This window comes from Streptococcus sp. 27098_8_134, assembly GCF_041431675.1.
In the GTDB taxonomy this organism is placed as follows: Bacteria; Bacillota; Bacilli; order Lactobacillales; family Streptococcaceae; genus Streptococcus; species Streptococcus sanguinis_R.
This window is the reverse complement of record NZ_JAPVYD010000003.1, coordinates 1-24,557: the sequence shown is the minus strand read 5'-3', so window position 1 is coordinate 24,557 and position 24,557 is coordinate 1. Positions and strand designations below refer to the sequence as shown.

The window sequence follows — 24,557 nt, the reverse complement described above, 5'->3', positions numbered from 1 at the left end:
ATAAACTAATTCTTTTGCTCAATATTTTTTACAGTAGCTGATTCAACACTATAATGTTGAACAGTCTGATTAACCAGATTTTCAACGCTCTTAGGTTTTATCAATAAACGAAGTATAATTGTCACAAGAGGTATAATGCTCGGCAAATCCTTCCAGACAGGTGTCAACACTTCTTCACTATCACGTCTTAAAAGCCAGTACTTTATTGTCTGCAATATTTTTCTTCTACTTTTCGTCTTCTCAGCTGTTCCAATAATCAAAGCCATCAGACTATGCGTCTCAACGCCTGCTTGACCAAGAATGACCTCAGATTTAGCGTAGCTGTGACTGGCTAGTTCTATCATGATTTTTGGAAAATTAACTCCTGCTTTATAGGCGTTAGCAGGCTCTACCATTCTAGGGTTACACTCTATATAGTAAAATTGGTCTCCCCTACGTATAAAATCTAGGGTTAGGCAACCATGCCATTGTATATATTGTCCTAATTTTTCAACATGCTCTCTCGTTCTTTTAGATTCTATGCTTAATCTTGCCGCAGCTGAACCACCCGCGCCAGAACCTACTTTTACGCTAGAATGCACTGCGAGTAATTCTCCATGATCAAACACTGCTTGAACCTGACCATAGTCTCCAACTATGTCTTGCTGAACCATCCATTCCTCATCACTCGCTGTTAATTTGCTCGTCACTTCAGCCAAATCTTTCTTACTTGAAATCTTATAAACCGAGCGACCGGCAGTACCATAATCTGCTTTCAGCCAATAAGGATAGTCTAGCAGGATAGAGTCTACATCTTTCACGTACTCCCACTTAGGTGTGGGAAGTCCTAATAAATCCGCAGTCTCAGCAAAAGCAATCTTTCCAGCCAACTTTTTAAACTGCTCTTTATCAGCAAGGGCGATTGGTAGCGATTGAGGCAAAAATTGTTTCCCATTTGCCAATAACCAGCCTTCTTCATGTGTTGGCAAAATGGCCTTGTAATTGGTTTTATGAAGCAACTGACTAACCTGTCTCAGATAATCTACAGGAAAACGATTCACATCAACTATCGGAACTCTATGGGTTAGACGACTGAAGTATGCAATGGAAAATCTTCTAGGAGATAACACATCAATTTTATAGCCTTCTTTCAACAAGACTGTCGAAGTTTCTCGTGAGGTCAAGCTTGAACCTTCTAAAAATAGCAACCTATTTTTCATTTTTCAAACACCTGAAGTCTATTTTTAAGCCTCACGGCTAAAAGTTTCATAGATTTGATTTACAAAGCCTTGCTTCCGATATCCGTTCGGTAAAAGAGGCCTGTTGTGTTTTGTTTTTTTAGTTGGTCGTAGATTTTTTCCTGCGCAGCTGAGACGGTATCTGCTGTGGTGACCAGCATGTACACTCGGCCGCCATTCGACAGCAGAGCTCTGCTATTTTCCGCAAACTTCGCCCCAGCATAGTAGGTGATAATGTCGCCGTCTGTCTTCTCTGGCAGAGGCAGGCCTTTCTCATAGTCCAGCGGGTAGCCCTCTGAGGCGACAACCACTCCAAGTGTCACGCCCTCATCCATCCAAGTGATAGTAGGCTCTTTCTTGTCCAAGATGTCCGTGATATTCTGCGCAAAATCAGACGTCAGACGGGGCAGGATAATCTGAGTCTCTGGATCGCCAAAGCGCGAGTTGAACTCGATAACCTTGGGGCCATCGGCTGTCAGAATCAGCCCAGCATAGAGCACACCAAGATAAGGACGCCCCTCAGCTATCATGCCTTTGAGAACCGGCTTGATAATCGTCTCAACCGACTGAACCACCACACTTTTTGGCAGGTGAGGAACTGGCGCATAGGCTCCCATACCGCCTGTGTTAGGACCCTTGTCCCCATCGTAGGCCCGCTTATGGTCTTGGGCCGTCGGAAGAATGTAAAACTTACCGCCATTGACAAAGGCAAAAAGGGAGAACTCCTCGCCGTCCAGGAACTCTTCGATCACCACACGCGCACCGCTGTCGCCGAACTTATTGTCCAAGAGCATATCGTGAGCTGCTTCGACTGCCTGCTCCACGGTCTCTGCGACGACCACACCCTTGCCCAGAGCCAAGCCGTCCGCCTTGACCACGATAGGTGCTCCCTGCTTTTCAATGTAGGCTTTAGCTTCCTCAAAGTCAGAAAATGTGCCATAGGCTGCTGTCGGAACACCGTATTTAACCATGATTTCCTTGGCAAAATCCTTGGACCACTCCAGCTCCGCTGCTAAACGAGATGGGCCGAAAGCCTTGAGCCCAGCTTGGTTAAAACCATCTACAATTCCAGCTGCCAGCGCATCATCTGGACCGATAAAAGACCAAGCAACATCATTCTCCTTGGCAAATTCAATTAGTTTGGAATGTTCGGAAATTCCAATATTCACCAAATCCAACCCATCCAAGGTCATGCCATCATTTCCAGGAGCGACAAACACCTGCTCCACACCCTGAGATTCCAATAACTTCTTGGCAATCGCATGCTCACGACCGCCTGAACCAACAACCAAAAGCTTCATAACTGAGATACCTCTATGTTCATATCATAGGTGCTTACGCACCGAGCTAACACATCACGTAAAAATCACCGCATTTTTACGAATTATTTATCTAAATTATATCACAATCGTTCGTTTTATTCCATTCTAATGGGAAAAAGAATATCTCTTCTATAATGATTGCCGTAATTATTGTTGTCTTCAGTCTTCTCCTTTTTGAGTGGATTGTACCTAATTTAGACAAAAAATATTCAGGGCTTGTCAAATTTACTATCATTTTCAAATAAGTTTTCCGAATAATACAGGTGGGCCCATCCAAAACCATTCTCACAAAGGAGTTTTATGAAGAAATATCAAAAACTGTTTTTATTATCTGGAGCTGTCCTAGGTCTCTTTGCGAGCCACTCAACAGTTCATGCAACCGAAACGCCTGAATCTGAAGTCAAAATTCTAGGCCCTACTGATCGTGCCAGCAATGTCGATGTGACTGTGAACGATCGTACAGCCTCTATTAGTTATACCCGTTCTCAAGCTCAAGAACCTTATCTTATTGCTCATGCTGTTTGGTCTGAAGAAAACGGACAAGATGATTTGAAATGGTATGATACACCACAAACACCCATCACTGACATTGACTTAAGAAACCATCCAGGATATGGTACGTTTCATGTTCATACATACATACGGATAGGAGAGCGCTTGGTAGCTCTAAATGCTGCTACCTTTCATGTAGATAAACCAGCTAGTAAAACGAATGCATACGTCTCAGGAGGTACAGGACGCATTAGTTTTTCCCGCAACAAAGACCAAATTCACTCAAAGATTGTCCATGCTGTCTGGTCAGAGGAAAAAGGCAGCGACGACCTTCAGTGGTATGACGCAGGAGAAGAATCAACTGAATTTAATCTTTCCAAACATCGTGGTTATGGACGATACTTCGTTGACACTTATGAAAATGTAAACGGAAAAATGATTTTCCAATCTGGCACTACGTTCCATCTTGAAAATCCGAAACCGATAATCGAAACCAGGTTCCCTCAAACAGGTATCATGGAAATTACTGTCAAAAACGTACCTGACACCATGCATCGAATTGTTCTTCCAACTTGGTCTGATAAGAAAGGGCAAGATGATTTACAATGGTACGAAGCAAGCAAAAATCCGGATGGCAGCTACAGCGCTCGGGTGGAACTCAGAAAGCATAACTACGACACTGGGACTTACAATATCCACCTTTACGGCCAAAGCTATGTTCAACCGGAATCAACTGGTATAGCAGGAACAACAGTTCAAGTTGACAGCGGAAAATTACCTTCGGACGAGGAACAGAAACCTCTTTTTACGGTGGAAAATATCAATCCCAAACAAGGGACCTACACCGTGAAAACTACCGAAACTAGCTTATCTAAACCTATTCAATCTGTCCGGGTGCCAATTTGGAGCACTAGCAATCAGAGCAATCTTAAATGGTATGCAGCCACTCCTAACGGAGATGGCTCCTTCAGCGCAACCTTTGATATCCGTAATCACCAGGCTTTGTCTGGAACCTATAACAACCATGTGTATGTCACCTATAAGGACGGCAGTGAGCGTAGCTACGCAGCAGATGCCGTCTCAATGTCTACCGACCAAATCCAAGCCAAGGTTGCAGTCAGGAAAACTGAGGCTAATCGCTATGAGGTGACAGTGACAGACGCCTACGGAGATGGCGATATTATTCTGCCAACTTGGTCAGAAGTCAATGGGCAAGATGATATCAAATGGTATACTGCAAATAAGGTCGGCAATGGAACATACAAGTTTACCGTAGATACTCAGAATCACAAGGGGAGCGGTCTATTCCATACCCATGTCTATCGTAGAAAAGCGGGACAACTGACTGGTCTGACTGGAACTAGCTATCAGGTTGAGAAATCAAGCATTCAATCAGCTAATATTCAGCCAAACTATGCCGCTGCTAATGCGACAACTTATCCTGTCGGTCAATGTACTTGGGGAGCCAAGGCTCTAGCTCCTTGGGCAGGAAATTACTGGGGCAACGGCGGTCAATGGGCAGCTAGTGCCAGAAGAGCTGGATTCCGTACCGGCAGTACACCTGAGGTTGGTGCCATCGCCTGCTGGGATGACGGTGGCTACGGCCATGTTGGTGTTGTGACTCATGTCGAATCCAATACCCGCATCCAGATTCAAGAGTCTAACTACCTCGGCAAGCAGTACATCAGCAACTTCCGTGGCTGGTTTGACCCAACTGCTTCCTACTGGGGCCGCCTGACCTATATCTACCCTAAATAAGTCGCTTTCGCACTCCTCAAAACCACTTCAAACCAGTGCTTTGAGCAGACTACTCCTGCTTAGTTTGTTCATGAATTTCATTGAGTATAAGTCTACTCAAAAATCCTCGGCTCGAGCCGAGGATTTTTCTTATTTTTTAATGCCTAAAATGCCGTACACCAGTGAATATCATGGTCAAGCCATGCTTGTCAGCTGCTTCGATAGACTCCTCATCACGGACGGATCCACCCGGCTGAATGATAGCTTTGATGCCAGCGGCTGCGATTTCTTCAATATTGTCCGCAAAAGGGAAGAAGGCGTCAGAAGCCAGAGCGGCACCGTCAAGGCGATCTTTAGCTTGCTCAATAGCAATCTTGACAGAAGCCACACGGTTAGTCTGACCGGGACCGACTCCCAGCACCTGACGGTCATTGGTGATGATGATTCCGTTGGATTTGACATATTTAACGGACTTCCAAGCAAATTCCAAAGCCACGCGCTCCTGCTCGGTCGGCTGGCGCTTGGTCACGACCTGCCAATCAGCTGGATTTTCCTCGATAACATCTTGGTTTTGCACGAGGAGACCACCCAGGACACCGGTCACTTCCTTCTCTGCTCCAGAGGCTGCCTGCGCATCAAAAGCCAACTCCAAAATCCGCAGATTTTTCTTTTTATTGGTCAAAATTGCTAGCGCTTCTGCTGTGTAGCTCGGTGCGATGATAATTTCCAGGAAAATACCGTGCATCTTCTCAGCTGTCGCAGCATCCACCTCACGGTTGAGGACGACAATCCCACCAAAAATAGAAACTGGATCAGACTCATAGGCATAGTCCCAAGCTGTCTCGATATCATCTGCCTGACCGATACCACATGGATTCATATGTTTTAGCGCCACAACAGTTGGCCGATCCTTGAAATCTCGAATAATCCGAATGGCCGCATCGGCATCGCGAATGTTGTTGAAAGACAACTCTTTTCCATTCAGCTGCTTGGCGGAAGCGATGGAATAGTCCAGTGGCAAGGCCGTCTGATAGAAATCCGCATCCTGCTGGGGGTTTTCCCCGTAGCGCATGGGCTGCTTGAGTTCATAGGTCAAGGTCAGCTTTTCAGGCTTGCTTTCGCCCACCTGATCCGTGAAATAATCTGCAATCAAAGCATCATAAGCTGCTGTATGACGGAAAACCTTGGCTGCCAAACGTTGCCGCGTTTCATAGGTCGTTTGGCCATTTGCTGCCAACTCTTCCAGAACAAGAGCATAATCAGCCGGATCTACAACAACTGTCACGCTGGCATGATTTTTAGCCGCAGAGCGAAGCATAGAGGGCCCACCGATGTCAATATTTTCCACCGCGTCCGCATACTCCACACCTGGCTTGAGAATGGTTTCTTTAAAAGGATAGAGGTTCACCACTACCAAGTCAATGAGCTCAATCTGATTTTCCCTGGCCGCTTGCAAGTGGCTATCCAAGTCCCGACGAGCCAAGAGACCTCCATGAATGTTTGGGTGGAGGGTCTTGACACGGCCATCCATCATCTCTGGAAAACCAGTCATATCATCTATAGCAATGGTGCCCACTCCTTCATTGTCTAAGGCCACCTTGGTACCACCAGTTGAGATGATATCCCAACCCAGAGCTTTCAGCTCTTTCGCAAATTCTACAATGCCAGTCTTGTCTGAGACACTGATTAAGGCTTTTTTCGTCATTCTATTCCTCTTTCTTTAGGTCCAAGCGCATAGCAACTTCGTTATTTTCTTCTATAAATCCTGTTTCCTGAAAACCCAGACTAGTCAGCAGGTGCTTCATTTTTTCATTTCCAACCACATAATCTGCGATAATATGACTGCAAGCTCTATCCATCTGAGCCTCTTTGATCAGAACTTCCAAGGCTTTTCGACCATAACCTCTTCCTTGGTACTGCTGACCAATCATTATCCGCCAGATAAAGTATTCCGCTTCATCCTTGTCTATTTCCAGCAGGAGAAAGCCAACCACTTGCTCATCCCAATAGATTGCCATCGGAAACACATCTTCATTTTTCCGGTAGAGCCATGCGTCAGCTAAAGAGCGCACATTTGGAGCCACGAAACGTGCTCGTTCATCAGCTTCAGATATTTTCAAATCCAGCACTGCCTGAAAGCTGCTCTCATCTACTAATTTCAGCTCAATCATTTTTTCTCCTAGCAATATTGCACAATCAAAACTTGATTTACTTCTTACCTTCTCCCTACCCCTAAACTCTCCAGCACTTGAGGATAGAGTTGATACTCGGCGGCATGGATGCGTTCTTCAAAACTTTCAATTGTATCATCAGCTAGTCGTGGCACGCGCACTTGCTGGATAATTTTTCCAGTGTCCACACCCGAGTCCACCCAGTGAATGGTCACGCCGCTCTCAGAGACGCCAGCCTGCCAAGCATCCTCAATGCCATGAGCTCCTGGAAATTCAGGCAGATAGGCCGGGTGGATATTGATGATACGTCCTTCATAAGCACTAAGCAAGGTCGGCCCAACGATTTTCATATAGCCTGCTAGGCAAACCAAGTCAATCTGCTGCGCTTCTAGCAGGTCCACAATGGCTTGCTCGTAAGCCGCCTTACTGTCAAACTCTCTAAGCTCAAAGGCATAGCTTTTGACACCTAGCTTATCCGCCCGCTCGAGCACATAGGCATCTCGATGGTCTGAAAAGACAAATTCAACAGGAAACTGCTCAGCAATCACTTGGAAATTTGATCCATTACCCGAAGCAAAAACGGCAATTTTTTTCATTTGATAAGGACACTTTCATTTTCTTTTTTGACAATCCGGCCGACTTCATAAACAGGCTCGTCAAGAAGTTCTTTGACACGATCCACATTTTCAGGAGCTACAGCCAAAATCATCCCTAACCCCATATTGAAGATTTCAAACATTTCTTGATGCTTGATGTGACCATATTTTTCTAAGGCCTTAAAAATCGGCAAGACTGGAATCTTGTCTTCTTCAATCTCAGCAGCCAAGTCATCGGCAAACATGCGGGGCACATTTTCGATAAAACCGCCACCGGTAATATGGGCAATCCCATGAACCAGCTTTTCCTTAATCAGCGGCAGCAAAGCCTTGACATAGATACGAGTCGGCTCAAGCAGGACTTCCTTGAGTTTCTTACCTTCCAATTCTGGCAGTTCTTCCTCACCAGTGTAGTCTGTAAAGACACGTCGAACGAGTGAGTAACCATTTGAGTGGATGCCGCTGGAAGCCAACCCCAGAAGGACATCGCCCTCTGCGACTTTAGAGCCGTCAATAATCTCTGACTTGTCAGCCACACCAACAGCAAAACCAGCCAGATCATAATCATCTTCACCGTACATGCCAGGCATTTCAGCGGTTTCCCCACCAATCAAAGCAGCTCCAGACTGAACGCAGCCTTCAGCCACACCAGCAACAACTTGCTCTAGCTTTGCTGGTTCATTTTTCCCAGTGGCAATATAGTCCAGGAAGTAAAGGGGCTCAGCCCCTGCAGCGACGATGTCATTGACACACATGGCGACACAGTCCTGCCCAATGGTATCGTGTTTGTCATACTGAATTGCCAGCATGAGCTTGGTTCCGACCCCATCCGTACCAGAAATCAGTACTGGTTCCTTGACCCCCGTCTGAGACAGGTCAAACATGCCGCCAAAGCCACCCAGCGCCCCCATGACGCCAGCCCGCTCTGTACGTGCCACATGCTTTTTGATCCGCTCAACAACTTCATAACCCGCTTCAACATCCACACCGGATTGAGCGTATGCATTTTTATTTGTCATTTGTTTATTCCTTTCCCTTAATGGAGGCTCTTCATCCGTCTATTTGTAAAAACTGGTCTTATCCCCTAAGCTTCTACGATATTCTTCTTCATAATCATAGAGAGGCGTTGGGTAGTCTCCGTCAAAGTAAGCAACACAGAGACCGCCATTTGGTGCATCTGTTTCAATCCCGATAGAATCAATCAAGCCATCAATCGAAAGATAAGTCAGGCTGTCAGCTCCGATAATCTCACAGACCTCATCAACCGTATGATTGGCCGAGATGAGCTCGCGACGATTCTGGATATCAATGCCGTAGAAACATGGATATTTAAGCTCAGGACTACCAATAGCCACATGGACTTCAGCAGCTCCTGCATCTCGTAAGAGCTGGACGATGCGTCGGCTGGTTGTTCCCCGCACGATAGAGTCATCCACCATGACCACGCGCTTGCCCTTGACAATGCTGGAAACAGCAGATAATTTCATACGAACTCCTTGCTCTCGCAACTCCTGCGTCGGCTGGATGAAGGTCCGTTGGATGTATTGATTTTTAATCAGACCCATTTCATTTGGCAGGCCAGACTCTTCGGAAAAGCCAGAGGCCGCTGACAGGGAAGAATTAGGCACGCCGACAACGATATCCGCCTCATGCTGGAATTCCTGAGCCAGTCTGCGGCCCATCCGCTTGCGAGCTGCATGAACATTGACACCGTGAATGACGCTGTCCGGCCGAGCAAAATAGACATATTCCATTGAGCAAATAGCCAGCTGGGTATCTGTCGTATAGCTGTCGTAGGTCACTCCTTCATCATCGATAATCACGATTTCCCCCGGCTCAAGGTCGCGCACCCATTCGGAACCCACCACTTCAAAAGCACAGGTTTCACTAGAAACGACCCAGGCCCCATTTTTCATGCGGCCGATGGACAAAGGACGAAAGCCATTAGGATCCAACGCGGCGTAGAGCTTTTCCTCTCTCATGATGAGATAGGCAAAGCCCCCCTGAACTCGTCTCAAGGATTCCTTAAGCTTATCTAAGAAATTTTCCTGCTCGCTATGGCGAATCAAGTGCATGAGAATTTCCGTATCAGACGAGCTGGCAAAGATGGAACCTTTCTTTTCCAACTCCCGTCTCAGTGAATGGGCATTTGTCAGATTACCATTATGCGCCAAGCCCATCTGCATATCATAGAAACTGAAGAAGAAAGGCTGGACATTGTTGATGGAGGCCCCACCAGACGTTGCATAGCGGACGTGGCCGATGGCTGCTTCTCCTGTCAGATTATCCAAATCTGCTGGGTTTTTAAAGACCTCTGCAACCAATCCCAAATCGCGGTGGCGTTTGAGCTTTCCATGGTCGTTTGACAGGATGCCAGCTCCTTCTTGACCGCGGTGTTGCAGGCTATGGAGTCCGAAATAGGTGACCTGAGCCGCCTGTGGATGACCCCAAATTCCAAAAATACCGCACTCTTCATTCAGTGACTTTACTTCGTATGTCATTGTTTTACCTAAATTCTTTTGTCTTGTAAAAGGGAGAAAACCTGGCCTAACAGGCCAAGCAGACTCCTTCTTTGATTGCTTGCTCTTGCAAGCCAGCTTTATTCGTGACTCGCTTGGAAATAACGAACGGCGCTTTCAAACAATTTCTGGTCTTTCTGACCTGGAATATTTTGGAAAAGACCGTCTTCATAACGTTCTGAGTGCCCCATCTTCCCGATGATTTGGCCGTTCTTACTCATAATTCCTTCGATAGCGTAGAGAGAGCCGTTTGGATTATACTTACTGTCCATGCTCGGCTGACCGTCAAAGTCTACATACTGACTCCAAATCTGACCATTATCGCGCAGCTCAGCAAATTCCTCAGCCGTCACGACAAATTTCCCTTCACCATGTGAAACCGGAATGGCATGGATATCTCCCACTTGCACACCAGCCAGCCAAGGCGAGTTGGTATTGGCAATGCGGGTTTCAACCATCTTAGCCACATGCTGGTTGGCATCATTGTAAAAGAGAGTAGGACTGCTAGCCCCTGCTTCTTCAAAGTTTCCATAAGGAAGAAGACCGGATTTTACCAGAGCCTGGAATCCATTACAGATACCAATGATGAGACCGCCGCGAGCGATAAAAGCATCAATGGCTTTCTTAACCTTCTCGTTGAGAAGGATGTTGACAATAAACTTAGCTGACCCATCTGGCTCATCTGCAGCAGAGAAGCCGCCTGCAAAGAAGATGATATTTGCCTTGTCAATGTTGTCAACCATGGTGTCAACGGACTGAACAATGGCTGCTTCATCCAAAGTAACGAACGGAACTAGATTGACCTTGGCTCCAGCTGCTTCAAAGGCTTTGGCTGAATCGTATTCTGAGTTGGTTCCAGGGAAGACTGGGATATAAACCAACGGCTCCGCTACTGTCTCTTTGGCTTTGATAACTGTATCAGCGACAAGAGCCGGCACTTCTTCAATAACTGTTTCCTGTTTGAATTCTGTCGGGTAGATAGACTCTAGTCGGCCTTCAAAGCTTGCCAAAAGCTCTGCTCCCTCAAGCTGGACACCATTGACAATCAGTGTAAAGTCTGACTTGGTCTGACCGATCTTCACTGCACCTGGAATATCCTGCTTCGGACTGGTAAAGACGAATCCGCCCAACTGGGCCTGCAAAACGGAAGGCAAGTCAGCAACATCCACTTGGGCACCGATACGATTACCAAAGCTCATCAAGGCCAGACTCTCTGCCAGACCACCGTATTTAACAGCGGCGGCGGCTGTAATCTGATACCTGGTCTGAATGGCCGCAAAATTTTCAAAGTTATTCTTGATTAAGTCAAAGTCAATATCCTGAGACAGGACCTGTCCTGGCAAATAGTAGATAGACTCTCCTGCCGCCTTAAACTCTGGAGACAGGATGCGCCCAGCAGTTGAAGTAGTCACTCCAAAAGCTACCAAGGTCGGCGGTACGGTCAATTCTTCAAAAGTTCCGCTCATGGAATCCTTACCACCAATAGACGGCAAACCTAGCTGAATCTGGGCTTCAATCGAACCAAGCAGAGCAGAGACCGGCTGTCCAAAACGCTCGGCCTGCTTGTCCATCCGCTCGAAGTATTCCTGATAAGAGAAGCGAGCCTTGGACCAGTCCGAACCAGCAGCAACCAAGCGAGCTGTCGCTTCAATCACTGCATAAGCTGCTCCATGGTAAGGAGACCAAGCTGCCACATAAGGATTGTAACCTTGCGCCATCACAGAGACCGTCTCATTCTTGCCATGCTCAACTGGCAGTTTCTGCACAGAAGCCTCAGTCGGCGTGATTTGGTAGCGCCCGCCGATAGGATGATTAACAGTAGAGCGGCCAACAGAACTGTCAAAGATCGTCTGCAGCCCCTTTTGACTGGTATGATTGAGGTCGCTGAGTAAGCTCTTGAGGTCCTGTTCCAGACTTGCTTCAGAAGTTACATCCTGCCCTGGCAATGTTACTTGAGCATCCACAACCTTGGCATCCACAACCACGCGCACACCATTGGTATCCAGAAAACTCCGCTCAATATCAACGATGGTTTCCCCATTCCAGTGCATAATCAGATTTGGCTTTTCTGTCACTTTAGCCACAACAACTGCCAGCAGATTTTCCTTAGCTGCCGCAGCGATAAATTGTTCCACATCTTCTGGACGAACCACTACTGCCATCCGCTCTTGTGACTCGGAAATAGCGATTTCTGTACCGTTAAGTCCTTGGTATTTGAGCGGTACCTTGTCAAGGTCAATTTCCAGCCCGTCTGCCAATTCGCCAATAGCCACACAGACACCGCCGGCCCCAAAGTCATTGGATTTCTTGATGAGACGAGTCACATTGCCATCGCGGAAGAGGCGCTGAATCTTGCGCTCCTCAATAGCATTTCCTTTTTGGACTTCCGCACCCGCCGTCTCCACAGACGCAGCTGTCTGCACCTTGGACGAGCCAGTAGCTCCGCCGACACCATCACGGCCTGTCTTACCTCCCAGCAAGATGACCACATCACCTGCTGCTGGTTTTTCACGGACAACATTTTCCTTAGGAGCTGCACCGACAACAGCACCCAGCTCCATCCGCTTGGCTACAAATCCTGGATGGAAATACTCACGGACATAGGTCGTTGCTAGGCCAATTTGATTCCCATAAGAAGAATAGCCATGCGCTGCTGTTTTAGAAATAACCTGCTGAGGGAGCTTGCCAGCTCGCGTTTCAGAAATCGGCTGAGTAATATCGCCCGCACCAGAAATCCGCATAGCCTGATAAACGTAAGAACGGCCAGAAAGCGGATCACGAATGGCTCCGCCGATACAGGTCGCAGCCCCACCAAAGGGCTCAATTTCTGTTGGGTGGTTGTGGGTTTCATTTTTAAACATCAGCAGCCAAGGCTCCTTGACACCATCTACATCCACTTCAATCTCGACTGAGCAGGCATTGATTTCATCAGACACTTCCATGTCATCCAGACGGCCATTGGCTCGCTCGTAGCGCCCAAAAATAGTCGCCATATCCATGAGAGTCTGCGGTTTGTCCCCACGTCCCAGCTCATCGCGCATAGCCAAGTATTTATCATAAGTGGCCTGCAGTTGCTTTTCAAACTTGGAAGCCGAAAAATCAATCTTCTTCAACTCCGTCTCAAAAGTCGTATGTCGACAGTGGTCGGACCAGTAAGTATCTAAAACCTTAAGCTCGGTCTCCGTCGGGAAACGGCCAATCGACTTGAAATAGTCCTGAATAAAGAGCAAATCTGCCACTTCCATAGCCAGACCATGCTCCTGCTTGTAGGCCTTAAAGTCCGCTTCCGTATAGTCCTTAAAGAAGTCCAGAACCGGAATGGTCTTGTCAGACTCGGAGAATTGCTCCAGCTGGATCGGCTGCTCAATATCTTTAAAGCGTGAATCAACTGGATTCAGCAAGTATTTCTTGATTGCTGCCAACTCGCTGTCTGAGATGTCTTTATTGACCAAATAAAGCTGAGCGGTCCTCACCAGAACATCTGTCCCAGAGCCGAGCAAAAAGAGAGCCTCCTGAGAGCTGGCTGCCCGCTGGTCAAACTGACCCGGCAGCGCTTCGATGGCAAAAAACGCTGTCTCTGCAAGTGCAGCATCTACTTCTTCCTCGGTCAGCAATCTATCTGTCACCTGCTCGGAGAAAATATGCTTTTCAGCCCGAGCGACCAAATCTTCTGCCAGATGAAAGACATCATAAACTTGAATCATCCGAAGATCTGACAATGTTTTCAACTGAAGATTATGCGTCAGCTCTCTCACCAAGCTCTGTGACTTCACACCGAAGTTGCTCTTCTTCTCTACAAAAATACGCTTGTCCATGATTTTTCACACCCTGCCCTTACTTAATCGCCTGTAATTTTTCCCAAACAACCTGATAGACATCTGTCAGTTCACCAAGGCCACGCCGGAAAACGTCCTTATCCATGTGATGGCCTTCCGCATCCCAGAGACGGCAATTGTCTGGTGAAAATTCGTCTGCCAGAATAATCTTGCCATCTTTGTCAAAGCCGAACTCTAACTTGAAATCAATCAATTTCAGTCCGATTTGGCGGAACCAGTCTGACAAGAGTTCATTAATCCGACGAGTCTCCTCTTTCAAAAAGGCAATTTCTTGATCGCTGGCAATCTTCAAGAATTTCACATGTTCGTCATTGATGAAAGGATCATCCAAATCATCATTTTTGTAGTAAAATTCCACAATCGGAGTTTCAAGCGCGATGCCCTCTTCTACTCCAAAACGTTTGGAAAAAGAACCCGCTGTGTAATTGCGCAGCACCACTTCCAAAGGAATAATCTCCACTTTTTTATTTAACTGGTCTGTATCCGAAACCTTCTCAATGAAATGCGTCGCCACACCAGCTGCATTGAGTTTCTCAAAAATAAAAGATGAAATCTGGTTGTTGAGCACTCCTTTACCAGCAATCTGCTCCTTCTTGACTCCATTAAAAGCCGTTGCCTGGTCCTTGTAGCGTGCCAGAATGACTTGCTCATCATCTGTAGAGAAAATATCCTTAGCTTTTCCCGAATATAATAACTTATTAGACATTTTAATATTCGCCTTTCGTGGTTTTATACCCTCATTTTATCATCTTTGAATACATTTTACAAGAAATTCCGTATAAACTTTCTGTATCCAGTTAAAGAAATCGTTTCCTTTCCAAGATACGAAAAAAGACCGGAAGATACCGATCTTTGATTTTTAATGTTGCTTCTTCAGTTTCTCATGGATATAAGCCACCACATCGGAAATTGTTTTGAAGTTATCCATATCCTCATCAGGAATCTCAATATCAAAAGCTTCTTCCAGATTGATGATAAATTCCATCAAATCAACAGAGTCCACTCCCAGTTCTTCTTTCAAATTCAACTCTGGAGTGACATGCAGCTTACTGCTGTCATGTTCTTGAATGATTTCGACAATTTTTGCATAAATTTCTTTTTCGCTCATGGTTACTCCTTTGCATCTGAAAATTCAATGACCGATTTACCAACAACATCTGTTTCCAGCATGGTCCGAATCTGACGAATCGTGCTATAAACAGCCTTAGCATCGCTAGAGCCATGCGTTTTGACAACAGGCGCTTTCAAGCCAAATAGAACTGCACCGCCTGCACTAGAATAGTCCAGACTATTCTTGAGTCCTCGCAGGCTGTCCTTGAGCAGCCAAGCTCCCAATTTAGCCTTGAGACCACCGCCTAAAATAGACTTCTTCAGCTGACCCATGATACTGATAGCAGTTCCTTCAATTGATTTCAGAACTGCATTACCAGTAAAGCCATCTGCAACGACAACATCCGCCACATCATCCATCAAATCACGCGCTTCTACATTGCCGATAAAGTTAAGTGTTGAATCCCCAGCTAAAAGCTCATAGGCTTCCTTGCGCAGAGGGTCGCCCTTGCTGCTTTCTGTTCCGTTATTCAAGAGCCCCACCCGTGGCTTCTTGATTCCTCGGACATTTTCAGCATAGAAAGAACCCAAAGTCGCATACTGGTGTAAATGATGGGCTGTGTTTTCAGCATTGGCTCCCAGATCCAGCATATCAAATCCCTGACCTCCAACCGTTGGCATAGTAGATAAGAGACCCGGTCGGTCAATGTTCTTAATACGCCCTACGATAAAGAAACCTGCCGCCAAAAGCGCTCCAGTATTTCCAGCAGACAGCATGGCATCTGCCTCCCCTGCCTTCACAGCCTTGGCTGCCAGCACCATACTAGCCTCTTTCTTCTGACGAATGGCCTTGGTCGGCTCGTCGTCCGAGTCAATCTTTTCCTCCGTGTGGATGATGCGGACCCGCTCACCAGCAGTCAGATAAGGCTTAATTTTCGCCTCATCGCCATAAAGGAGAATTTCAATATCCGAAAACTCCTGTACTGCTTGATTGACTCCTTCGACTAGAGCCTGAGGGGCATTGTCCCCTCCCATAGCATCAACAGCTATTTTTTTCATTCGATTTATTCCTCGTTCTTATCTTTTAAAATGCTTCCCCAGTCCCCCAGAGAATCTATAAATTTTTTGGATTTGAGATGGATGCCGACATATTCATCATAGAGCAGATCGATAAAATCCCGCAGCTGCTTTTTAATATCTGGCTTCAAAGAAATGGTCTCCAATTCGCTAAAGCGGACTGCCTGAAACTGATCCAGCAGAAAAGGAAGATTAGGATTCAGATGACAGCGCCGTTCATCCTGATGGTAATGATCAGGGCAAAGGACTCCGCTATATTTGAAAGAGAAGTCAAAAGGCAGACCTGTCCGATGACAAAAGGCACAGTCATGGAAGTTCAGCGAAACTCCAAAACGTGATAAAATCTGAATCTCAAAGATATTGGTCAGCACCTCATAGTCCAGACCATTATTCATCAGCTCCAGGGTTTTCTGCAGAAAAGCAAAGAGCGCCGGATCCGGCTGATTGTCCTGAAGACTGGCATCTGCCAAGGCTGCCACATAACTGGCATAGGCCATGATGAATAAATCCTCATTGATGCGATGGTAGGTGACCACATCTTGATAGTCCTCGATATAGCTAAGACCATCATCATTGATTTTCATCAGTAAGTTCGCCGCAGTCAAAGGCTGAATGACGGGTGCTAGCTTAGATTTCCCAGCATGCTTGACGAAAAACATACGCTTGCCAGCCTGTTCCGTAAAGATCTTGACCAGCTTATCATCCTCACGGAAATTGCGGTTATAGAGAACCAGACCTTGACTTGTTAGAGATTTAAGCATAGTCCTCCATGTAGTCCTTGAGGCGCTTCAGAGCTTCTCGAATCGTCTCCATACTAGCCGCATAGGACAGACGGATATAGCCTTCCCCGTATTGACCAAAAGCCGCCCCCGGGATAAAGGCCACAGCCTTCTTCTCTGCAAAATCCTGCAGAAAGGCGAAAGAATCTTGATTATAACCGTCTGGTATCTTAGCAAAAATATAAAAAGCCCCATCTGGTTTGATAATCTTAAAGCCTAGCTCAGCCATTTTCTCTATGATATAATCGCGACGCTGAATATACTCAGCCTTCATTGGCTCCGCATCATCTTTCCCAACTGTCAGGGCTTCAATGCCTGCAAACTGAGCCATAGTATTGGCCGCTGTTACGAGATACTGATGGCTCTTAATCAGCTGGGCAGTGAAAACTGCTGGAGCAAAGATAAAGCCCAACCGCCAGCCAGTCATGGCATGAGACTTAGACAGGCCGTTGATAACGATGGTTTGGTCTGGCAGATACTCCGCGATGGAAACATGTCCCTGCTCTGTATAGGTCAGCTCAGAATAGACCTCATCGCAGACCACAAAGACTTGGTATTTTCCTAGGACATCCGCCAGAGCTTTGATCTGCTCCCGCGAATAAGTCACGCCGGTCGGATTGGCTGGATAATTGAGAATGACCGCTTTTAGCTGCTCGCCCTGTTCTAAAATAGCCGCTTCCAGCATCTCTGGAGTGAGGACAAAGTTATTGGCCGTTGTATCAATCTCGACAATCTCCGCCCCTACTAAATTGACAATGGGCTCATAGCCTGGATAAGCAGGAGCTGGCAGCAAGACCTTGTCTCCTTCTTCTAGAATGGCTGTCAGTGTAGCCGACAAGGCCTCTGTTGCCCCAATCGTGACCAAGACCTCATCTTCTGGTCGATAGTGCAGATTGTACTTTTCTTTCACAAAGCTGCTGGCCGCCTGACGCATCTCCAAGAGACCGCTCATACCAGTGTAGTGACTTTGATTAGCATCAATAGCTGCCTTTGCTGCTTCTTTGATATGATCCGGTGTTGTAAAGTCCGGCTCCCCTAAGGTTAGCCGAAGAACTCCCGGAATTGCAGAAATTGATTGGTCGAACTGACGAATCAGCGAAATTTCTATTTTTTCTAAGTTTTTATTAAATTTCTTACTTAAATCCATACATACCTCCAGCCGCTCAATAGAACTATTATACTATAAATGCAGAAGCATAGCAAAAGCTATTACATAATTTCCGATGCCGAAAAAAGGACTAAGCTTGCACTCAGTTCCTTTTTCCTTGCCTTAAAATTCTTTACTGCCAAATAATGGATATAGCCACATCTCACGTGACTGGCCAATCAACGAGTCGGAGTATAGGTCAATTCCTTGCCATGCTTGGCCAGAAAATCTGGCAGTTCTGAATCAGGAATCTGCCGCAAATAAAGGTTAGAACGAATCGTATCATCTTCCTCACGGCAGGTTGAGAGAACCAAATACCGGTCACTCGCCTTAATCTGTATCTTAGGATCCTTAGTACGAGCAGCCTCATAGATATTTCTAAGCTGAGTCGTAAAGTCCTCGTCATCCTTAAACTCCGTCCGATAAAAAGCTGTCTCTTCCGGCACGATGACCAGTCCCATAGCTTGATAATAATACTTACGCTCAGGAGTCTCAATCACGACATACCTATGTTTGTCAAAATAATCCTGACGATCATAGTAGTTGACATCATTAAACATGCGATGATCTCCTGCCTTGCTGCCCCGAGCATGCCCGAAAAGCCAAGTCAGACGATCGCTGAAATCTTTATGATTGTCCTTATCCATAAAGACCGCTCCCATATAGGGCTCTTGCTTTCCTTCAAAAGTCTTCAGCAGATAAGTCGCATTATCTTTCGTTTGCACCACTGGCTCATCCAACTGTGTACCAGGAGCATAGACATAGCCTATCGTTTCTGAATTGACAGCCTTCAGTTTAGCAAAACGCTCTGCTAAATATTCCTTTTCTGTCTGACTTGAAGATGCAGATGAGCTTGACGTTTCAATCCTGCTAGGATGCGAAACTCGAAGCTTGCTACCTGATGCTGATGAACGGAAAGAATAAAAAACAGAAAAAATAACCAGAACAATCAGCAGGAGGCAGATGCCAACAACAAGGAGCTGTTTCTTATTCGAAGTTTGACTCCTATCTTTTTCTTGCATAATCTAAAAATCCTTTATTTTTCATTTTTTACAAAAAATATCACCGAACAAAGGCTCAGTGATATTTAGGCGTTAGCACAAATTAAAGACAAAATTATTTGACTGCACTTGTCTTAGGAAGTGACTTTTCTTCAGAATTCTCCTCATTTTCCTTATTCTCTTCTTTTGCTTCCGGAGTTTTTTTTGCTTTATTTTCTGATTTTTTAGCCTTCTTTTTACCTGCTGCTGAAGAGGATGCCGCCGAAGATTGAGACGGTGCTGGAAAAGTCGGAACTGATGAAGAGGCTGTGGAGTAAGGTGCTGCCGAATAAGCCGGTGTAGATGGATCTGTAGTAGATGGTGCCACTGAAGGCTGATCCGCATTAGCCGACTCTCCCTCACCAATAACAAGAACTTTGTTACCAGCTTGATCCTCCATCACAGCACTTTTGCCAACCGGAGCTTTCTTAGCTTCAGCAACTTGCTGATCCAGAGCTGATTGTGCATCTCTATAGGCCTGCAATTCATCCATAACTTTATTAGATTCTGAGTCCGTACTGCCTTGGGGAACTTCATTATTATCAATGTCATTAACCCAAAGACTGGCTGTACCCTCAGCAAATACTGGTGCAGCAGCCGCGAAAAGTGAAATGGCCACAGCACTTGAAAGCAAAACCTTTTTCATTATCTCATCTCCTCGTTACTTTTCAAAAATAATTGTAACTCCCCGTTACCTAATATTACCTACTACTAAGTATAGTTCGAACTCTTAAAAAAGTCAAGAATTTTACTACATAAAAATTTTTAAAACTAAATAATACCAAGGGATGAGACAAATTGTCAATTTACAAACTATTTAAATGGTCATTTATTTATATTTGAAACATCAAGTAATTTGAGTTTTCTTTTAAAGTGAATGTTGGACTTTTTTTAAAAAAGATAGTAGGAATAAAATAAAAAAGAGGCCAGAAATCAAGTATCCCAGCCATATATCTCAGATTATTTTTTGCCTATTTCAAACAAGGGTGACAGTGGCCGCTTTTCATGAATACGGACAATGGCTTCTCCTAAAAGATGCGCAATTGAAATCTGCTCAATCTTATCAATCAAGCGCTCTTGAGGCAGATAAATCGTATCCAGCACAACCAATTTTTTAATCGCTGATTTTTGAATATTATCCATAGCAGGACCAGACAAGACTGGATGAGTACAGCTAGCATAGACTTCTACAGCCCCTGCTTCAGCGAGAGCGTCAGCTGCATGGCAGATAGTTCCTGCTGTATCAATCATATCATCAATTAGGATACAAGTTTTTCCTTCTACCTTACCAATGATGTTCATGACTTCACTGCTATTCATCTTGTCCACACTGCGGCGCTTATCAATAATGGCAATCGGGGTTTTCAGAAACTCTGCTAACTTACGAGCCCGACTCACACCACCATGGTCAGGACTGACTACCACATAGTCTCCTCCTGTCATATTACGGCGCTCAAAGTAATCTGCAATCAAAGGTGCACCCATCAAATGATCCACTGGAATGTCAAAGAAGCCCTGAATTTGCGCTGCGTGCAAGTCAATAGTCAGCATCCGATCCACACCAGCAATTTCCAACATATTAGCAACTAATTTAGATGTAATTGGCTCACGAGCTCTAGCCTTGCGATCCTGCCGAGCATAGCCATAGTAAGGCATGACAACATTAATGGATTCAGCACTAGCCCGTTTCAAAGCATCTACCATAATCAAGATTTCCATCAAATTATCATTGACTGGCGAACTGGTAGACTGCAAAATAAAGACGTGTTTCCCGCGAATAGATTCTTCAATATTCACTTGAATCTCTCCATCAGAGAACTGACGAACAGTTGATTTCCCAAGTGGCAATCCAATCTCTTGAGCAACACGCTGCGCTAATTCTTGATTAGAAGAAAGAGCAAAGAGTTTTAAATCAGAAAAAGACATGATTCCCTCCAGATTCTAAATCGTCTTTCATTGTCCAATTACAACTTTTCCCAACTACCATTGTAACTTTTTTCAGTTGATTTTTCAATTAAAAATAAAAAACGCCAGAGGCGCTTTTTACTGATTAGTTCGGATAAATATATGAAACTGTACCTTGTGCAGTTGTTGGATTAAACCATCCACGGTAGTTACCGATTGATTGTTGTCCAAGGTAGTTTGCTTCTGATACTTGGATGCTTGTAGTAGATTGAACAGCTGTTACTACTGCAACGTGTCCGTATCCACCGTCAGTCCAACATGCGATCGCTCCAACTTCTGGCTGTGAACCAACACGGAAGCCGGCTGCTGCTGCACTTGCAGACCATTGTCCGCCATTACCCCAGTAATCGCCAGCCCAAGGAGCTAATGTCTTAGCACCCCAAGTACATTGACCTACTGGATAAGAAGATGCAGATGAACTATAAACTGGTCTATTCGCACGGGCAACAGATTGAGTTACTGCAGGTGCTGCTGGAGCCGCTGCTTCAGCTGCTGGAGCTGAATTAACAACTGCTTGAACCTGAGCTTGCAGGGTAGTATTTCCTGAAGCTTCAATTGCTTGACGTTTTGATTCTTGCTCTGCTTTATAAGCTGCTTCACGAGCTGCCGCTTCAGCTGCTGCTTTTTCAGCTGCTGCTTTTTCTTCAAGAAGAGAATTCTTTTCGTTTTCAGCAGTCGCTTTTTCAGCTGCAAGACTTGCCTGAGCTGCTTTCAGTTCAGCTTGTTTTGTTGCCAAAGCTTGCTCATCATCAGCTAACTTCTCTTGGTTAGCAATTACAGTATTGATAGCTTCATTATTCGCAACTTGCTTTTCAGCAATTACTTCTTTATCTTTCTTTTGTTGTTCCAGCATTTTATTATTTGCTGAAACAATTTCGCTCATAGCTGCTACACGAGAAATAGCTTCTGTGATAGAGCTAGAATTTACAACTGTATTGATGTAGCTAGTAGCAGTTCCATTTGTTTGAGTACTGCGTGCTTGATTTGCAAGTGACTCATTACGAGCAACAATATTTTTAGACAGTTCGTCAATCTCTGCAGAAAGTTTTGCAGATTCAGCAGACAATTTTTCATTTTCTGCTTTAAGCTCTTCTTGTTGCTTTTGAATAGCAGATACTTGGCCTTGAATCTCGTTAACTTGTGCCTGAGCTGATTGTTGTTGCTCTGTCAAACTATTAATCTTGCTGTCTTGTGCAGCAATCTTTTCATCAGTTGTCTCCGCTTTAACGCTCACAAGTGCAGCTCCTTGTGAAAGGATAACCGTACTCAATAAAATTGATGTGAGTAGTTTTTTCTTCATAAAAATAATACACTCCTTCTTATAAGACATTAACTAGTATACCAGAAAATGCTGTATCATATGTTACGCCTTTATTACATTTTTATTTCTTGTTTATCATAAATACATTTTTTCGAAAATAGGCTGAAAAATGAGGAATATCAGGCCATTGAGAAGGATAGTCGGTACTAAAATGCTAAGAACAAAATCCTGTAAATTCAGACTAGAAAGATTCAAAAATACCGCAAAAGCAAAGCTGGTTAATTCAAATAAAAATACAAGAATCAAAACAGATAAAAAGCGAGTAAATTTATTTAAAAGCATAGTCGAACTTGACTGACAAACCAAGAGACTTAAAAGAGGAAAAAGAATAAGAGCAATACCGATGGTATGAAAATAGTAAACATCATAAATCAACCCCAAACAGCAAAATAAGAGAATATTGTAGTTTCTAGAGAGGTTGATGGAAACAAAAAGCATGAAAATAAAGATAAAATGACTGACTAAATGCCATTGTAAAGGCAGAATATTAGCCAGAAAAGTCGAAATCTGCCCGTCGATCAATAAAACAAAAAATAAAATAATAGGAGTCAAAAGATGTTCTTTAATATCTCTCATATCAGTTCCCTACCAACATTACAGCACGGATATCCGACAAATCCGCAGCCGGCTTAACCAGAACAATCTTGTTTAACTGATCCTTAGCCTCAGACATGGAAAGTACCTTACCGACAGGAATATTTTCTGCATTATAAGCACCCAAGCCACTGGTTGCCACCTCATCTCCCTCTTTTATATCTTCAGCACTATTTAACTGACTGATGATATAAGCAGAGTTTTTTTCATCATAACCCGTAATAATCCCATAAACTGGACCAGACTTCGTTTGAATTCTAACAGAAATTTTAGTTGAGTTTTCCTCGTTAGTCAGTAGAGAAACCAAGCTAGACTGACTACTAGTTTCAGAAACACTTCCGACCAGACCACCATTAGCGACTACTAGCATAGCATCTGTCACATTATCAGATGTCCCCTTGTCAATAGTCAGCTCATTTTTCCAGGATGCTGGCGTACGGGCAATCACTTCGCTGGCAATTTGTATTTGATTTTTATCAGCCTCTTTAAATTCCAGAAGTTTTCGCAACTGCTCATTCTCATCTTCTAAGGAATCTACCTTCCCAGCCTTTTCCTCAACCTCATAAAGATTTTTCTTGAGCTGCTGATTCTCTCTATAAGTAGACATCAAATCTGACATTTCTTCTTTTTTATCAGCTACAAAAGCAAAAGGAGAGCCAACAAGTCTATCTACCAATGAAATAATATTTGAAGTAGTTGATACAAACCAACTAGAAGAGGTAGATAGGATGAGTATCGTCATTGCAACAACTAATACAAAAAAAGAAATCAAAAACTTAGACTTTTTAAATCGATTCATCAGAAAAACCTCACTAAACAGGACGAGAAAGTATAAGAAAAGGAGATAGCAAATGCTAAACTCCTCATTATACGGAGAATGGGGGATTCGAACCCCCGCGCCGGTTACCCGACCTAACGATTTAGCAAACCGTCCTCTTCAGCCTCTTGAGTAATTCTCCAATATTTAATGGGCACGAGTGGACTCGAACCACCGACCTCACGCTTATCAGGCGTGCGCTCTAACCACCTGAGCTACGCGCCCAAGTTCAAAAAACTTGGTATGAACTTTCGTTCAAAGCGGGTGACGAGAATCGAACTCGCGACAACAGCTTGGAAGGCTGTAGTTTTACCACTAAACTACACCCGCATCACCACTATGATAATGTATGGCGCGAGACGGAATCGAACCGCCGACACATGGAGCTTCAATCCATTGCTCTACCAACTGAGCTACCGAGCCAACTATTGCGGGAGCAGGATTTGAACCTACGACCTTCGGGTTATGAGCCCGACGAGCTACCTAGCTGCTCCATCCCGCGTTAATACTATTCGTCCCTAAGGAGGATGTGGGATTCGAACCCACGCACGCTTTTACACGCCTGACGGTTTTCAAGACCGTTCCCTTCAGCCGGACTTGGGTAATCCTCCAAGATAACACTATGGACCTTGTAGGACTTGAACCTACGACCACTCGGTTATGAGCCGAGAGCTCTAACCAGCTGAGCTAAAGGTCCGACAAGATCATTATAGCGGCGAAGGGGATCGAACCCCCGACCTCCCGGGTATGAACCGGACGCTCTAGCCAGCTGAGCTACACCGCCATCTATCGGGAAGACAGGATTCGAACCTGCGACACCTTGGTCCCAAACCAAGTACTCTACCAAGCTGAGCTACTTCCCGAACTTAAGTTATTA

The 24,557-nt window shown here is 45.0% G+C and carries 20 protein-coding genes and 9 tRNA genes; 1 reads left to right on the top strand and 28 read right to left on the bottom strand.

Features of this window, described 5'->3' with window-relative positions; genetic code table 11:
- Positions 1 to 5: 5 nt before the first annotated feature.
- Both O3620_RS07435 and purD read right to left on the bottom strand, forming a co-directional pair.
- Positions 6 to 1,199, bottom strand: coding sequence for a hypothetical protein (locus O3620_RS07435; protein WP_002894352.1), 1,194 nt, complete (start codon positions 1,197 to 1,199; stop codon positions 6 to 8).
- Between the two features lie 59 nt (positions 1,200 to 1,258).
- Positions 1,259 to 2,518, bottom strand: coding sequence for a phosphoribosylamine--glycine ligase (gene purD / locus O3620_RS07430; RefSeq protein WP_371601594.1), 1,260 nt, complete (start codon positions 2,516 to 2,518; stop codon positions 1,259 to 1,261).
- Positions 2,519 to 2,839: 321 nt separating this feature from the next.
- Here purD and lytF point away from each other — a divergent pair, with 321 nt between their 5' ends.
- Entirely contained in the window at positions 2,840 to 4,789 is a 1,950-nt protein-coding gene (gene lytF, locus O3620_RS07425) for a murein hydrolase LytF (protein WP_002917933.1), read from the top strand.
- 136 nt (positions 4,790 to 4,925) lie between these two features.
- Here the strand turns inward: lytF and purH are convergent, their stop codons facing one another.
- The 26 genes from purH to O3620_RS07295 all read right to left on the bottom strand — a co-directional run bounded on the left by purH (position 4,926) and on the right by O3620_RS07295 (position 24,543).
- Positions 4,926 to 6,473, bottom strand: coding sequence for a bifunctional phosphoribosylaminoimidazolecarboxamide formyltransferase/IMP cyclohydrolase (purH, locus tag O3620_RS07420; RefSeq protein WP_002917935.1), 1,548 nt, complete (start codon positions 6,471 to 6,473; stop codon positions 4,926 to 4,928).
- 1 nt (position 6,474) lies between these two features.
- Positions 6,475 to 6,939: a GNAT family N-acetyltransferase gene (locus tag O3620_RS07415; protein WP_002917936.1), complete on the bottom strand. Its 465-nt coding sequence runs from the start codon at positions 6,937 to 6,939 to the stop codon at positions 6,475 to 6,477.
- Positions 6,940 to 6,983: 44 nt separating this feature from the next.
- Positions 6,984 to 7,535, bottom strand: a complete 552-nt coding sequence (gene purN, locus O3620_RS07410) for a phosphoribosylglycinamide formyltransferase (RefSeq protein ID WP_002917937.1) — start codon at positions 7,533 to 7,535, stop codon at positions 6,984 to 6,986.
- A complete protein-coding gene (purM, locus tag O3620_RS07405; RefSeq protein WP_002917939.1) occupies positions 7,532 to 8,554 on the bottom strand; it encodes a phosphoribosylformylglycinamidine cyclo-ligase in 1,023 nt (340 codons plus the stop codon). Before purM ends, purN begins: the two co-directional genes overlap by 4 nt.
- Positions 8,555 to 8,593: 39 nt before the next feature.
- Positions 8,594 to 10,036, bottom strand: coding sequence for an amidophosphoribosyltransferase (gene purF, locus O3620_RS07400; protein ID WP_002922794.1), 1,443 nt, complete (start codon positions 10,034 to 10,036; stop codon positions 8,594 to 8,596).
- Positions 10,037 to 10,134: 98 nt separating this feature from the next.
- Positions 10,135 to 13,869, bottom strand: a complete 3,735-nt coding sequence (locus O3620_RS07395) for a phosphoribosylformylglycinamidine synthase (protein WP_002920490.1) — start codon at positions 13,867 to 13,869, stop codon at positions 10,135 to 10,137.
- A 19-nt stretch (positions 13,870 to 13,888) separates the two neighbouring features.
- Positions 13,889 to 14,596 (bottom strand): phosphoribosylaminoimidazolesuccinocarboxamide synthase, encoded by a 708-nt coding sequence (gene purC / locus O3620_RS07390; protein ID WP_002905710.1) that lies wholly within the window; start codon positions 14,594 to 14,596, stop codon positions 13,889 to 13,891.
- Positions 14,597 to 14,749: 153 nt separating this feature from the next.
- Positions 14,750 to 14,998 carry an acyl carrier protein gene (locus O3620_RS07385; protein ID WP_002898839.1) on the bottom strand — a complete coding sequence of 83 codons (249 nt, stop codon included), beginning with the start codon at positions 14,996 to 14,998 and terminating at the stop codon, positions 14,750 to 14,752.
- 2 nt (positions 14,999 to 15,000) lie between these two features.
- Entirely contained in the window at positions 15,001 to 15,999 is a 999-nt protein-coding gene (gene plsX, locus O3620_RS07380; protein WP_002920492.1) for a phosphate acyltransferase PlsX, read from the bottom strand.
- A gap of 5 nt (positions 16,000 to 16,004) precedes the next feature.
- A complete protein-coding gene (gene recO, locus O3620_RS07375) occupies positions 16,005 to 16,778 on the bottom strand; it encodes a DNA repair protein RecO (RefSeq protein WP_002920493.1) in 774 nt (257 codons plus the stop codon).
- Positions 16,771 to 17,943 (bottom strand): pyridoxal phosphate-dependent aminotransferase, encoded by a 1,173-nt coding sequence (locus tag O3620_RS07370; protein ID WP_002920494.1) that lies wholly within the window; start codon positions 17,941 to 17,943, stop codon positions 16,771 to 16,773. Before O3620_RS07370 ends, recO begins: the two co-directional genes overlap by 8 nt.
- Before the next feature lie 179 nt (positions 17,944 to 18,122).
- Entirely contained in the window at positions 18,123 to 18,965 is an 843-nt protein-coding gene (srtB, locus tag O3620_RS07365) for a class B sortase, LPKTxAVK-specific (protein WP_002916811.1), read from the bottom strand.
- A 94-nt stretch (positions 18,966 to 19,059) separates the two neighbouring features.
- Entirely contained in the window at positions 19,060 to 19,629 is a 570-nt protein-coding gene (locus tag O3620_RS07360) for an LPKTxAVK-anchored surface protein (RefSeq protein WP_002920495.1), read from the bottom strand.
- A 314-nt stretch (positions 19,630 to 19,943) separates the two neighbouring features.
- A complete protein-coding gene (locus tag O3620_RS07355; protein ID WP_002894321.1) occupies positions 19,944 to 20,909 on the bottom strand; it encodes a ribose-phosphate diphosphokinase in 966 nt (321 codons plus the stop codon).
- A 124-nt stretch (positions 20,910 to 21,033) separates the two neighbouring features.
- On the bottom strand, positions 21,034 to 22,248 hold the full coding sequence (gene pcsB, locus O3620_RS07350; protein WP_009660204.1) for a peptidoglycan hydrolase PcsB: 1,215 nt from the start codon (positions 22,246 to 22,248) through the stop codon (positions 21,034 to 21,036).
- Between the two features lie 96 nt (positions 22,249 to 22,344).
- Entirely contained in the window at positions 22,345 to 22,845 is a 501-nt protein-coding gene (gene mreD / locus O3620_RS07345; RefSeq protein ID WP_002894318.1) for a rod shape-determining protein MreD, read from the bottom strand.
- A 1-nt stretch (position 22,846) separates the two neighbouring features.
- Positions 22,847 to 23,662, bottom strand: a complete 816-nt coding sequence (gene mreC / locus O3620_RS07340) for a rod shape-determining protein MreC (RefSeq protein WP_371601593.1) — start codon at positions 23,660 to 23,662, stop codon at positions 22,847 to 22,849.
- Between the two features lie 72 nt (positions 23,663 to 23,734).
- Positions 23,735 to 23,822 (bottom strand) — tRNA-Ser (locus O3620_RS07335).
- 9 nt (positions 23,823 to 23,831) lie between these two features.
- Positions 23,832 to 23,905: transfer RNA gene (locus O3620_RS07330), tRNA-Ile, on the bottom strand.
- 34 nt (positions 23,906 to 23,939) lie between these two features.
- Positions 23,940 to 24,010: transfer RNA gene (locus tag O3620_RS07325), tRNA-Gly, on the bottom strand.
- A 20-nt stretch (positions 24,011 to 24,030) separates the two neighbouring features.
- Positions 24,031 to 24,103 (bottom strand) — tRNA-Phe (locus O3620_RS07320).
- A gap of 5 nt (positions 24,104 to 24,108) precedes the next feature.
- Positions 24,109 to 24,182: transfer RNA gene (locus O3620_RS07315), tRNA-Met, on the bottom strand.
- A 19-nt stretch (positions 24,183 to 24,201) separates the two neighbouring features.
- Positions 24,202 to 24,291, bottom strand: a tRNA-Ser gene (locus O3620_RS07310).
- 12 nt (positions 24,292 to 24,303) lie between these two features.
- Positions 24,304 to 24,377 (bottom strand) — tRNA-Ile (locus O3620_RS07305).
- 13 nt (positions 24,378 to 24,390) lie between these two features.
- Positions 24,391 to 24,464 (bottom strand) — tRNA-Met (locus tag O3620_RS07300).
- A 5-nt stretch (positions 24,465 to 24,469) separates the two neighbouring features.
- Positions 24,470 to 24,543: transfer RNA gene (locus O3620_RS07295), tRNA-Pro, on the bottom strand.
- Positions 24,544 to 24,557 lie beyond the last annotated feature (14 nt).